Source organism: Lonsdalea quercina subsp. quercina (assembly GCF_000688695.1).
Lineage (GTDB): Bacteria > Pseudomonadota > Gammaproteobacteria > Enterobacterales > Enterobacteriaceae > Lonsdalea > Lonsdalea quercina_D.
Map to the genome: position 1 here is coordinate 351558 of NZ_JIBQ01000003.1, position 12469 is coordinate 364026.

Consider the following 12469-nt stretch of genomic DNA (forward strand, 5'->3'; position numbering starts at 1 on the left):
AATCAGTAAAGCAGGGCGTAGAGCTGGCGACGATAGCGCGCGGCCAATGCGTCGCCGGTGCCCAGCGCGGACATGATGTCCATCATCGTTTTGCGCGCGCTGCCGTTGGCGGCCGCCAGATCTTTCTTCAGCATGCCGATCAGCAATTCCAACGCCTCTTCGTTACGGCCGACCTGATGCAGTTTCAGGCTCAGCTTCACCGCCAGATCCGCATTGTCCGGGTCCGCGTCCAGCTCCTGTTGCAGCTGTTTGATTTCCGGGGTATCGGCGGCCTGTTTCAGCAATTCGATCTGCGCCACCAGACCGTGGTAGCGGCTGTCCTGATCCTGAATCGGAATGGCGCTCAGCACGGCTTCGGCGTCTTCCGCGCGATTCAGCTCGATCTGCACTTCAGCCAGCAACAGGGCGATGTCGCTCCGTTTGCTATCCAACTGCCAGGCCTCTTTCAACAGCGGCAGGGCATCCTGCAGTTTGCCGTCCTGAATCAAACGCTCGGCTTCCGCCGTTTTGAGATCTTCTGCCTTGGGCAGAATGCGCTGCAAAAGTTCGCGGATCGCCTCTTCCGGCTGAGGCCCTTGGAAGCCGTCTAACGGCTGGCCGTCTTTGAACAGATAGACGGTTGGGATCGCGCGCAGGCCGAACTGTGCGGCGACGCGCTGCTCGGCGTCGCAGTCTACTTTCGCCAGCAAGAACTGCCCCGCGTATTCGGCGGCCAGCCGGTCTAGTACCGGGCCTAATTCCTGACAGTGCTGGCTGCGCTCCGACCAGAAGTAGATCAGCACCGGGGCGGTCATCGACTGCTCCAGCACCTGCTGCAAATTCGTTTCGTTAATGTCAATCACATTGGCGTGTTGTTCTAGCATGGGATTCTCTCTTATCCGTTTCAGCGAGTTATGGGGGCAAATTCCCTTTGCTTCAACCCCTGTCAGGAGCGAGTGCGTAATAAGCCGTCGAGTGCGCGTCCGGGAAGCAGACGGCGAAGTATCGACAGCGCATGAGTCATCAGCGTGACCGGATAGCGTAATTTGGGGCGCGGGCTCTCCAGAGCATGGCGCAATTTGGGCAATATTGCCTCTGGCGTCAGTGTGAATCGCTTGGCGATGCCGGGATTTGTGACGGGGCGATCGTGCTGCGTTTGGTTCACGTTGGCGGAAAACTGCGTGCTAATTGGTCCAGGTTCTATCAACGAAACGTGTATCCCGCTGCCGTGCAGCTCCATGCGCAGCGCGTCCGACCAGGCTTCCAGGGCATATTTGCTGGCGGCATAGGCGCCGCGTCCCGGCGTGACGACCAGCCCCATGACGGAGCTGGTCTGGATGATACGTCCTTCGCCGTGCGCAAGCATGGCGGGCAGCAGTCGCTGCGTCAGTTGATGGGTGCCGAACAGATTACTGGAGAACTGTTGCTCCAACTGCTGGCGAGAGATCGTATTCAACGGGCCGTATACGCCGTAGCCGGCGTTGTTGAAGAGCCCGTACAGACGGTTGCCGGTGAGCGAAATGACGCGGTCGGCGGCGCGATCCACACTGTCGCTGTCGTCCAGATCCAGCGCGATGCCTTCCAGCCCCAAGGCGTGCATTCTTTCCACATCTTCCGCACGTCGGCAGGCCGCCAACACCCGGTAGCCGCGCTGTTTAAGATCTTGCGCGGCGATCAGGCCGATACCGCTGGAACAGCCGGTGATTAAAATCGCTTTTTGCATAACTTTACCTAACTATAAAGCCCTGAATATCAAGAGTCGTGATTAACTAGAGGGCCGAGTTTTTGCGCCATCCAGTCGGCGATAAACGGCTGGGCGTCGCGGTTCGGATGGATGCCGTCATCCTGCATCCACTCGGGTTTGAGATAGACCTGCTCCATAAAAAACGGCAGCAGTGGAATAGCGAACTGCGAGGCCAGCTTCGGATACACGGCCGCGAAGGTTTCAGTATAGCGCCGGCCGTAGTTGGTCGGCAGCCGGATCTGCATTAGCAGCGGCTGTGCGCCGGCATCTTTGACCTGAGAGATGATTTTTGTCAGATCCTGTTCCAGACTGGACGGTGGAAAACCGCGCAGCCCATCGTTGCCGCCCAGTTCGATCAGCACCCAGCGCGGCCGGTGCTGTTGCAGTAAAACAGGAATACGGGCCAACCCCTGAGCGGCGGTGTCGCCGCTGATGCTGCCATTGACGACGTTAACGCCGCCGGGGGCTGACTGCCAGCGGCTATTCAGCAAGGCAGGCCAGGCCTGCGTTGCCGACATGCGATAGCCCGCGCTCAGACTGTCGCCCAGCACCAGCAGCGTATCCGCTGCGATAGCACGTAAACTTACTATTCCCAGCAGTAAAAGGACCAGAAAATGCCAGCGGAAAACATTCTTGAAGTTCATCATCTTAGTAAACACGTTGGTCAAGGGGAACATGAACTGTCCATCCTTACCGGAGTTGAGCTGGTTGTCAAACCGGCCCAGACTTTGGCGTTAATCGGCGAGTCCGGGTCGGGCAAGTCGACGTTGCTGGGCATTCTGGCCGGACTGGACGACGGCAGCAGCGGCGAAGTCGCGCTGTTGGGGGAGCCGCTCAATCGGTTGGATGAGGAGGGGCGCGCGGCGCTGCGAGCGCGCGACGTCGGCTTTGTGTTTCAGTCTTTTATGCTGGTGCCAACGTTAAATGCGTTGGAAAACGTCCAGTTACCTGCGCTGCTGCGGGGTGAAAGCGACCGCGAGAGCCGCCAACAGGCCGAACAACTGCTGCAACAGCTCGGGCTTGGCGCGCGGTTACAGCATTTGCCGGCCCAACTGTCCGGCGGCGAACAGCAGCGCGTGGCGCTGGCGCGTGCGTTCAGCGGTCGTCCTAAAGTTTTGTTTGCCGATGAGCCGACCGGCAATCTCGATCGGCAGACCGGCGAACGCATCGTGGACCTGCTGTTTGCGATGAATCGCGACTATGCCACGACGTTGATTCTGGTCACCCATGACGAACAGCTTGCGGCACGCTGCGAGCGGCGTTTACGTCTGCGTGACGGTAAACTGTGGGAGGAGTCATGATCTGGCGCTGGTTTTGGCGCGAATGGCGCTCCCCTTCGTTGCTGATCGTCTGGCTGGCGCTGACGCTGGCCGTGGCCTGCGTGCTGGCGCTCGGCACTATTAGCGATCGTATGGAACAGGGACTGAGTCAGCAGAGCCGCGACTTTTTAGCTGGCGACCGGGTGCTGCGCGCCTCGAGGCCGGTAGATGAAGCCTGGTTGCAACGGGCGGAACAAGACAGGTTGACCGTCAGTCGACAGGTGTCGTTTATGACGATGACCTACGCCGGGGAAAATGCGCAGCTGGCGCAGGTTAAAGCCGCTGACGATCGCTATCCGCTGTATGGGAATTTACAGACCCGGCCTGCGCAGCTCCGCGCCGCGCCGGGCACGATCCTAGTCGCCCCGCGGCTGCTGGCATTATTGGGCGCGCGAGTCGGAGATCAACTCGATATCGGCGATACCACGCTGCGCATCGCGGGCGAGCTGATTCAGGAGCCGGATAACGGCTTCAATCCCTTTGAAACCGCGCCGCGCGTGTTGATGAATATGGCCGATGTCGCCCGTACCGGCGCGATTCAGCCCGGCGGCCGCATCACCTGGCGCTACATGTTCGCGGGAGAATCTCAAGACATCTCGCAGTATGGCGACTGGATCAAACCCCAGTTGAAGGCGGATCAGCGCTGGTACGGTATGGAGGATTCTCCGGGCGCGTTGAGCAAATCGCTTCAACGTTCACAGCAGTTCCTCCTGCTGTCCGCGTTGCTGACGCTGCTGCTGGCCATTGCGGCGGTGACGGTTGCGATGAGTCATTACTGCCGCACGCGCTATGACCTGGTCGCCGTACTGAAAACGTTGGGTGCCGGTCGTGGCGCGCTGCGCCGACTGATTGTCGGTCAGTGGCTATCGGTGCTGGCGCTGGCGGCTGTGGCGGGGAGCGTACTGGGATTGGGCTTCGAAGCGGTATTGATGCGTGCGCTGGCGCCGGTACTGCCCGCCACGCTGCCGCCCGCCGGGCTCTGGCCCTGGGCTTGGGCGCTCGGCACGTTGGTGTTGATTTCGCTGTTGGTCGGTCTGCGGCCGTATCGCCTTCTGCTGGCGACCCAGCCATTGCGCGTGCTACGGCGTGACGTGACGGCTAACGTCTGGCCGCTGCGCTACTACCTGCCGGCCGTCGCGGTGGTCGTGATCGGGCTGTTATTCGTGCTGTCCGGCGGCGGCTCGCTGTTGTGGTCGTTGCTGGGGGGAATGGTCGTCTTGGCGCTGCTGCTGGGAACGATAGGCTGGGGCAGCCTGCTGGTGCTGCGACGCCTCACGTTGAAACGGTTATCCCTGCGTCTGGCGATCAACCGTCTCCTGCGTCAGCCGTGGTCAACCATCGGCCAGCTGGCGGCGTTTGCGCTGTCGTTTATGCTGCTGGCGCTGTTGCTGCTCTTACGCGGCGACCTGCTGGATCGCTGGCAGCAGCAGCTGCCGCCGGATAGCCCGAACTACTTCGTGCTGAATATCACCGGCGATCAGATCCCTGCGGTGAAAGATTTCCTGATCCAGCACCAAGTGCAGCCGGATCTCTTTTATCCGATCGTCCGCGCGCGACTGACGGAGATCAATGGGCGCGTCGCCACGGAGCTGATCCCCGAGGATGCGCCGGGGGGCGGCACGGTAAACCGCGAGCTGAATCTGACCTGGCTGGCGGACCTGCCGTCGCACAACGTGCTGGTGTCCGGACCGTGGCCGCCGAAACAGGGCGAGGTCTCGATAGAGCAGGGCGTGGCGGAGCGTCTCGGGGTTTCGCTGGGCGACACGCTGACATTCACCGGCGACACTCAGCCGTTCAGCGCCAAAGTCACCAGCTTCCGTCAGGTGGACTGGGAAAGTTTGCGGCCGAACTTCTTCTTTATCTTCCCCCCCGGCGCGCTTGAGCATCAGCCGCAGTCGTGGCTGACCAGCTTCCGACACACCGGGCAGGACAACGTGATCACCCAGCTTAACCGCCAGTTCCCCACGCTGAGCGTGCTGGATATCGGCACAATCCTCAAACAAGTCGGACAGGTGCTGCAACAGGTCAGTCGCGCGCTCGAAGTGATGGTGGTTCTGGTCATCTTCTGCGGCGTATTACTGCTGCTGGCGCAGATCCAGGTCGGGATGGGGCAGCGTCGTCAGGAATTGATGGTTTATCGGACGCTGGGAGCCAGCAAGAAGCTGCTGCGGACCACGCTTTGGTGCGAGTTCGCCGTGATGGGGCTCGCCGCCGGGCTGGCGGCGGCTCTGGGCGCTGAGGCGGCGCTGTGGATGCTGCAGCGCAAAGTGTTCGACTTCCCGTGGGAACCTAACTGGCCGTTGTGGATTGGCCTGCCGCCGCTGAGTGCCCTGCTGCTTTCCCTCTGCGGAGGGTGGTTAGGGTTGCGTTTGCTGCGTGGCAGGGCGCTGTTCCGGCGGTACGACGCTTAACGTTGCCGAAAGGTCATCCAGCGCGAGATCGCGGGCAGATTAAGCGTTAAAAAGCGAGGAAAAAGCAAAGCGCGCGCGTCCTGCTCTCAAAAGGGCGCGCGGCTTGACTCATTAGACGCTCCCCTTACTGGGGCGCGCGATATGCGACGGCGAGGGGGAGAAGAGACAAGATTTCCGCTTAGCCCGCTTCCCGCCGCTGATCCACTTAATAGTGTCATGCGCAGAATTTTATTTTCCTCAGCATGTTTTGACTATTCTAAATAGCGATGCCCGTCCTTCGAAAATAGCCGTCTCGATAATAAGCCGCTGAGGCCGAAAATTCATGGCGGGGAGGCGGGTGTGTAGTCCTGAATATTGACTACACGCTCCTCATATTATTTTGTCAATTTCCCTTAGGTTGGGATTAATTTGGTATTTAAGCCATATTTTATTTTTAATGCCTCGATATAACCTTTAATCGAGGCTTCATAAACAAACCCTATCACCACGAAATACCAATGCTACATCAAGTCCTTTATTTCAGACGTGACTTCAGTGGAGGAGGCATAAATATGACGTCGTATTACCCCTGGAGTGTCGTGAGGTTTTTGGTATTGGGAGTTGTACGAGGATCTTATTTTGGGTGACTCTAGTTTTCGTGCAAAGGCATGAATGAAAGCCAGCAGGTTTGATCATGACGTGAATAATGGTGTTGGATACGCCTTGTTCAGCATTCGTCAGTGAACCCCCGCCGCTGGGAACGAGAGCGCCTGGAAAACAGGCGGCGCGGGTGCGGCAAAATACGCATTGCCTGGGCGGCAATGCGTATCGATCACCGGGTGATATCCGCTTCGGGAGAAGGGGCGCTGCTGGGCTTTTTGTGTCTGGACAGATACTTCTGCTGAAAAATGCACATCCGAATGGCGTTGCGATACTCCCCGTTGATGAAGAATTCGTGGATCAACTCACCTTCCACATCGAACCCTAGCTTGCTGTAGATGTGGATCGCCTTCTGGTTCTCTTTGTCCACAATCAGATAGAGTTTGTTGAGGTTGAGAATGGCGAAGCCGTAGTCCATCGCCAGCTGTGCGGCGGCACTCGCATAGCCGTAGCCCTGATGCGCGGGGTCGATGATGATTTGAAACTCGGCCCGGCGATGGATGTGGTTGATGTCTACCAGTTCCACCAGTCCGACTTTGACTCGCTCGTGTTCGATGATAAAGCGGCGTTCACTTTGGTCATGAATGTGTTTGTCATACAGATCGCTCAATTCCACGAAGGCTTCATAGGGTTCTTCGAACCAGTAGCGCATCACGCTGGCGTTGTTATCCAATTGATGAACGAAGGGTAAATCATCTCGTTCCAGTGGCCTCAGGCGAACGATGTGGTTCGAGCCAGACATAGTAAATCCTCTATTATCAGTATCTTATCGGGAGTTTTTGCTTTCTTGTCGTTCTTTATAGTGCCCGATATTCGCTATTTGGCGAACGATTTTCGCGTCTCATTGAAGTCTAATCAGTGTAATACACTATTTAAAATAATATTTTCTACTGGAAATAAGGCATTTTTATTTTAATAAAAGATGAGAATCTGTTTTATATTATTTGCTCCCGCAAAGAACATTTATTCTCTTTGGTTTCATCGTTGGTGTCGCGGTTTGTTTTTTGTTCAAATAACCTTTAGCTATACGAACAATAGGCGACAGATATATCCTTTGTTCTTTTTATTAATCTATTTTTTATTTGGTATTGAATTATCGATGGTGTTGTTGATTATTTAATCATTAATGCCTGAGTCATATTTTCGGGAAACAGGGGCGAGCTCAGATAGGGCGGTGCCTGGGCCTCTGTATTAAATGTCATTATGGCTAAAAAGAAGAAATACCTGCAGTTTGTGGATGTTTTATTAATGCGTTAGACAGGTGTTCTGGTAATTAAAACTAAAAGTAAATAATATTCACTGACTTCGAACTGCGAAGTTTTTTTCATTTTAAGTAAAGGGATTACACACCATGAATAAAAAATTCAAATTAGCCGCAGCGGCGTTTGCGGTATCTCTGTTGGCGGGCTGTTCCTCTTATAATACCAGCCAGCCGACAGCAGGTCTGGAAGCGCGTGTTGAATCTTCCGTTAAAGCGGACATCACCGTGGGCGAGAAAATCAGCGGCGAAGCGTCTGCAAACGTCCTGTTCGGTGTGATCAAATGGGGTGAAGGCGACAAATACATCGACGGCGTAAACTACGGTACCGGCGGCGCGCTGTCATTTATTGACCTGGCGGGTTCTGTGAAGTCTGCTGCAGCCTACAACGCGGTTAAAGCTTCTGGCGCTGACCTGATCGTGGCTCCGCGTTACGAAGTGACCACCAAAGACTACGGCGTGTTCAAACAGCTGCACGTGGTTGTTACGGGTTATAAAGGCACCATCGCCAGCGTTAAATAATAACGTTACCTACTTGCCTGGCGCTTAGCGCCGGGCAATTTCCCCTCAAAACGCAACGTGACCTTTTCCTTCCATCAATATCCAACCCCTTTCCCAATACCCAAACCCCATGCACGCCCAAACCGCCAACGGGCAGAAGATGATGCTGAAACGCGGCAGGAATAAATCGAAGGGAAAAAGCACTGCCCCGTTTCCGGAGCAGTGACGGCAGAGAAGAAATTAGAAGTCTACGCTGGCGCGCAGCACCACTTCCCGAGGTTCGCCAACGGACACGCGCAGATTGCTGCCGCTGGAAGGGTAGTAAGTCTTATCAAACAGGTTTTTCACGTTGAGCTGCCATTTCACCGCATAGCCATTGATGGGCAGACTGTAAGAGACAAAGGCATCGGCGACGGTGTAGTCGTCCAGCGTGAAGCTGTTAGCGGCATCGCCCGCTCTGCGGCCGACGTAGCGCGCGCCAGCGCCGACGCGCAGGTTGTCGCCCGCGTGCAGTCCGAGGTTGCCGAAGTCCTGCGTCAGGAACAGGGATGCGGTGTGACGCGCCGCGTTGGGCATCCGGTTGCCGTTGTTGTCCGGGTCCGAAGTGACGCGCGCGTCGGTAAAGGCATAGGAGCCAATCAGGCTGAGCGAGTCCGTCAGCTTGCCGGCCATATCCAGTTCAACCCCTTGCGAACGGACCTTGCCAGCGGTGCGCGTGACGGTTTCGCCGCCCACGTCTTCGCTGACCATCACGTTGCTTTTGTGAATATCAAATAGCGCAATGTTGGCGGTGATGCGATTCGGCAAATCCAGTTTGGCGCCGATTTCATACGATTTGCCCAGTTCTGGCGGCAGCGCGCCGATCTGAGTCGCAATCGACGTGTTGGGCTTGAAGGACTCGCTATAGCTGGCGTACAGCGACGAGTAGGACGTCAGGTTGTAAACGACGCCGGCACGCGGCACGAGACGACCGTAAGAGCCGTCGGTATTCGTGACGAAGGGACGTCCCTTGCCGGACATCACGTCGAAGTGGTCGTAGCGCAATCCGCCGAGCAGCATCCAGTTGGCGTTAAGGCGGATGGCGTCCTGCATAAATACGCCGGTGCTGTCGACGTTTTCACGCTGGTCGCTGTCCGCGGCGCTGACGGAGGTTGAAGCGGGAAGCAGGCCGTAAACCGGATTATAGACGTTGAAGTTGGTGACGGCGGTGCCGCGGATCATATCCCCGCGGTAAGTCCGGTCGGCTTCATGATCGACGCCGAACAGCAGCTGATGGTTGGTCTGTCCCCAGTCGATATCGCCATTCAGCGTTAGCTGTACGGCCTGCGACTGACTGTGCGCGTAGCCGGTCGAGTCGGCCTGACGGGTCAGATCGCCGGTCGTGGCGTTGTATTTAGTGGCGCGCGCCTGATTATCGTTGTAGCGGTTGCGGCTATAGGCATAAGTCAGACTGGTTTTCCAGCGGTCGGACAGGTTGTGGTCCGCCTGGAAGGTCAGGGTGTCCTGATCGCCGCGGGTGGCGTTGTAAGTTTCATCGAAGCGGCGGTCGCGCGGCACATCAACCGGTTTGCCGGTACGACTGTCAATCACCGTGCCCCGATCAAACGGCGTCAGATACTCCTGGTGCTCGTAGGCGACGCGCAATGTTGTGTCCTCGCCATACCACATCAGCGATGGCGCGATGGTCGTTTGGCGGTTGCGGCCAAAGTTGCGCCAGTAGTCGGTTTCGTCGTGATCGACGATCATGCGATAGGCGAGTCCGGAGTCGCTGATCGGTCCGGTGACGTCTAGCTGACCGCCGCCGCCGTTGAAGCTGCTGTTCCAGCCTTCGATATGCGTTTTCTGCACCAGCTCGGGTTTTTTGGTGATGACGTTAATCACGCCGCCGGGTTCGCCCATGCCGAACAGCATGGAGGCCGGTCCTTTCAGCACTTCGACGCGTTCGCTGGTCGGCGTAAAGTTACGCGCCTGAATAGAACGCACGCCGTCGTGGAAAATCGAGCCGTCGCGGTTATCCCCGAAGCCGCGCTTGATCAACGCATCCTGCGTCCCGCCCAGCGTGTTGGACTGGGTGATACCGCTGACATTGTAGAGCGCTTCGTCGATGTTGGTCGCCGACCAGTCCTGCAGCACTTGCTGAGGGACGACGTTAACGGCCTGAGGCACGTCCAGCAGGCGGCTTTCGGTACGCGTACCCGTTACCGTCTTGTGAGGCTGATAGCCGGTCTCCTTGGCGCTGGAGGCGGCAGGCGTCGTGTCGCGATTAACCACCAGCGTTTCTTCCTGCTGTGCTTGTTGCGTCGCCGCGTGTGTGGTGAAAGGCATGACGGCCAACAACGGCCAGCCTTTGCGCCATAAATGATTATTCATGTGATAACTGACTCCAATAGGTCCCTGAAAAATCGATCGGTAAAAACTGCTGATAGAGTTGTTGTAAGGTGTGTTGCGGGTCGATATCGCTAAACAGCGACGGGTAGAGCGCCCTGGCGAACATTTCCACCATCACGACGTGATAAGGGCTGAGGTAAAAGTTGTGCCACATGCTCCAGGCTCTGCCGGATTGCACCGCGGTCAGATGAGACAACAGCGGCTGTTGCCGCAACAGCGTGTTAAAGCTGTCGTTCGCCTCTTGCGGCGTGACGTCTGGGCCGAGCATTAGGTTGGAGACGCGTTTTCCTTCCGGTCCGGCCATCCCGGTGGCGATGTACACGTCCGGCCTGGCGGCCAGCGCCTGTTCCGGGTTGAGTTCGCCATAAACGCTGTGGATGGCGCCTTTGGCGATGTTGTCCCCGCCGGCGAAGTCCAGCAGCTCGCCCAAATTACCGTTAACGGCGGTGGTGCAGCAGGTGTCGCGTCGCCCCAAGTGCAGGTGCAGCATGACGGTGGTTTTTTTGCCCTGATAGCGGCTGAGACGGTCGCGGATGACGTCCATATGCTGCTGATAAAACGCGCTGAAGGCGGCCGCGCGCTCGGGACGATTCAGGACCTCTCCCAGTAACTTGAGACTGGGCAGGGTGTTTTTGATCAGTTCGATGCGCAGATCGACATAGATGTAGGGAATACCCGCTTCCGTCAAAATGTGCTGCAAGCGCTGCTCGTTATCCGAGCCTTTCGCCAGACGCGGCAGGATCACCAGATCGGGTTTCAGCGGCAGCAGCATTTCGGCATTGATCGTGTTGAGGTTGCCGTTGCCCAGAATCGGGATTTGCCTGATGGCTGGGAATTTTTGGGTGTACTGATGCCAGCTCTGGGCATCGTAGCGAGCGAGATCGTTGGGCCAGCCCACGACGCGCTGCGCGGGATTACCGGGTTCCAGCAGCGCGAGCGTGTACAGCATGCGGCTTTCGCCCAGTACGATGCGCTGGGGATTATCCGGGATGCTCACCTGGCGTCCCAGGATGTCGGTGACGGTTTTTGCAGGAGAAAGCGTACTGAACAAGCTGCAAATCAGCAAAGCGATGTAAGGAAATACCGGGCGCATGTAAAGTATCCGTGTCAATCAAGCAGCGAAAGATAATAATTATTATTGGGATTTTCAATACATAGAATGCAAGGGTATCGGGATAGAAATAAAAAACCTTCTATCTCAAAGACATTTAGCGTGTTTCGTAAATAAATAAAATGTGCTCAGGTGCGAGAGCTAGGCATTAGGAAGGGAGATTTAGGGGATAGCATCCGTTTCGCCTTGAGCGAAGCGAAACGCTATCGGATGAGTGCGGCGGCTCGCCGAGGGCCGGTGGAAGAGCGAGCGGCCCTCGGCGAACGTACTCAGGAGGCGTCTTTGCGATCGTGGCGTTCGTAGCCGCGTGCGAAATGACGCTCAAGGCGGGTCTGCAACAGCTCCAGTACCATCGACATCAGCCAATAGATCGCGGCGGCGGAGGTCAGCATTTCCATGTAGTGATAGGTGCTTCGGCCGTAAGATTGCGCCAAAAAGTTCAACTCCCAAAGCCCCATCAGAGAGACCAGCGATGAATCTTTGATCATGGAAATAAACTGCGAACCCGCGGGCGGGATAATGATGCGCAACGCCTGCGGGGTGATGACGTGCGTGGTGATGGTCCAGCGCGATAGCCCTAGCGCCATCGCGGCCTCTTTCTGACCACGCGGCACCGACAACACGCCGCTGCGAATGGTTTCGGCCAGATAGGCGCCATAGTTGAGCGACAGCGCGATAATGCCTGAGGTAAAGGCGCCCATCACGATACCGACCTGCGGCAAAGCGAGGTAAATGATGAGTACCTGCACCAGCAGCGGCGTTCCGCGGAATAACGACACGTAGAACGTGGCGCAGCCGAAAGCCAGCGCGCTTGAGGAGAGGCGGCCGATAGCGGTCAGCACGGCGAGCAGGATGCAAAACAGCATCGAGATGACGGTGATGACAATGCTGAGCACCGCGCCCTGAATGAAGCCGTCTGGCGACAAATGCAGCCCTAACATGGACGGCAGTTTCTGACGTATCAGGTCAGTATCCAGGTGCATGCTGGCAAACAGCCAGAAGAGCAGTCCGATCAGCAGTAGCCAGGTCAGTCCGGCCCGGACGCGGAACCCCATACGATTATCCCGGCTCCGCGCCGGTGCCCCCATCGTATTGCGAGACGAGGAAGACGGTGTGTGC

At 57.1% G+C, this 12469-nt stretch carries 10 protein-coding genes; 3 read left to right on the plus strand and 7 right to left on the minus strand.

Translation table 11 applies throughout. The features are described 5' to 3' along the window. Positions 1 to 2: 2 nt before the first annotated feature. The 3 genes from SB13_RS02790 to tesA form a co-directional block, all read right to left on the minus strand. A complete protein-coding gene (locus tag SB13_RS02790; protein ID WP_026738889.1) occupies positions 3 to 863 on the minus strand; it encodes a co-chaperone YbbN in 861 nt (286 codons plus the stop codon). 62 nt (positions 864 to 925) lie between these two features. Further along, positions 926 to 1702 carry an SDR family oxidoreductase gene (locus SB13_RS02795; protein WP_026738890.1) on the minus strand — a complete coding sequence of 259 codons (777 nt, stop codon included), beginning with the start codon at positions 1700 to 1702 and terminating at the stop codon, positions 926 to 928. 29 nt (positions 1703 to 1731) lie between these two features. Further along, complete coding sequence (gene tesA, locus SB13_RS02800; protein ID WP_152545779.1) at positions 1732 to 2370, minus strand: multifunctional acyl-CoA thioesterase I/protease I/lysophospholipase L1; 639 nt, start codon at positions 2368 to 2370, stop codon at positions 1732 to 1734. Between tesA and ybbA the strand changes: the two genes are divergently transcribed. Next, positions 2338 to 3024: a putative ABC transporter ATP-binding protein YbbA gene (gene ybbA / locus SB13_RS02805; protein WP_026738892.1), complete on the plus strand. Its 687-nt coding sequence runs from the start codon at positions 2338 to 2340 to the stop codon at positions 3022 to 3024. The genes tesA and ybbA overlap by 33 nt on opposite strands. Continuing rightward, complete coding sequence (ybbP, locus tag SB13_RS02810) at positions 3021 to 5453, plus strand: putative ABC transporter permease subunit YbbP (RefSeq protein ID WP_026738893.1); 2433 nt, start codon at positions 3021 to 3023, stop codon at positions 5451 to 5453. The genes ybbA and ybbP overlap by 4 nt, the downstream gene beginning before the upstream one ends. 811 nt (positions 5454 to 6264) lie before the next feature. Here ybbP and speG read toward each other — a convergent pair. Beyond that, the gene (gene speG, locus SB13_RS02815) at positions 6265 to 6834 is read right to left on the minus strand and encodes a spermidine N1-acetyltransferase (protein WP_026738894.1); all 570 of its coding nucleotides are present in this window, start codon (positions 6832 to 6834) and stop codon (positions 6265 to 6267) included. Between the two features lie 609 nt (positions 6835 to 7443). On the opposite strand from speG, the gene SB13_RS02820 reads away from it, so the two are divergent. Beyond that, positions 7444 to 7872 carry a hypothetical protein gene (locus SB13_RS02820; protein ID WP_026738895.1) on the plus strand — a complete coding sequence of 143 codons (429 nt, stop codon included), beginning with the start codon at positions 7444 to 7446 and terminating at the stop codon, positions 7870 to 7872. Between the two features lie 219 nt (positions 7873 to 8091). Here SB13_RS02820 and SB13_RS02825 read toward each other — a convergent pair whose 3' ends face one another. The 3 genes from SB13_RS02825 to SB13_RS02835 form a co-directional block, all read right to left on the minus strand. Further along, positions 8092 to 10221 carry a TonB-dependent siderophore receptor gene (locus SB13_RS02825; protein WP_026738896.1) on the minus strand — a complete coding sequence of 710 codons (2130 nt, stop codon included), beginning with the start codon at positions 10219 to 10221 and terminating at the stop codon, positions 8092 to 8094. Then, entirely contained in the window at positions 10214 to 11332 is a 1119-nt protein-coding gene (locus SB13_RS02830; RefSeq protein ID WP_026738897.1) for an ABC transporter substrate-binding protein, read from the minus strand. Before SB13_RS02830 ends, SB13_RS02825 begins: the two co-directional genes overlap by 8 nt. A gap of 287 nt (positions 11333 to 11619) precedes the next feature. Further along, the gene (locus tag SB13_RS02835; protein ID WP_026738898.1) at positions 11620 to 12405 is read right to left on the minus strand and encodes an amino acid ABC transporter permease; all 786 of its coding nucleotides are present in this window, start codon (positions 12403 to 12405) and stop codon (positions 11620 to 11622) included. Between the last annotated feature and the right edge of the window lie 64 nt (positions 12406 to 12469).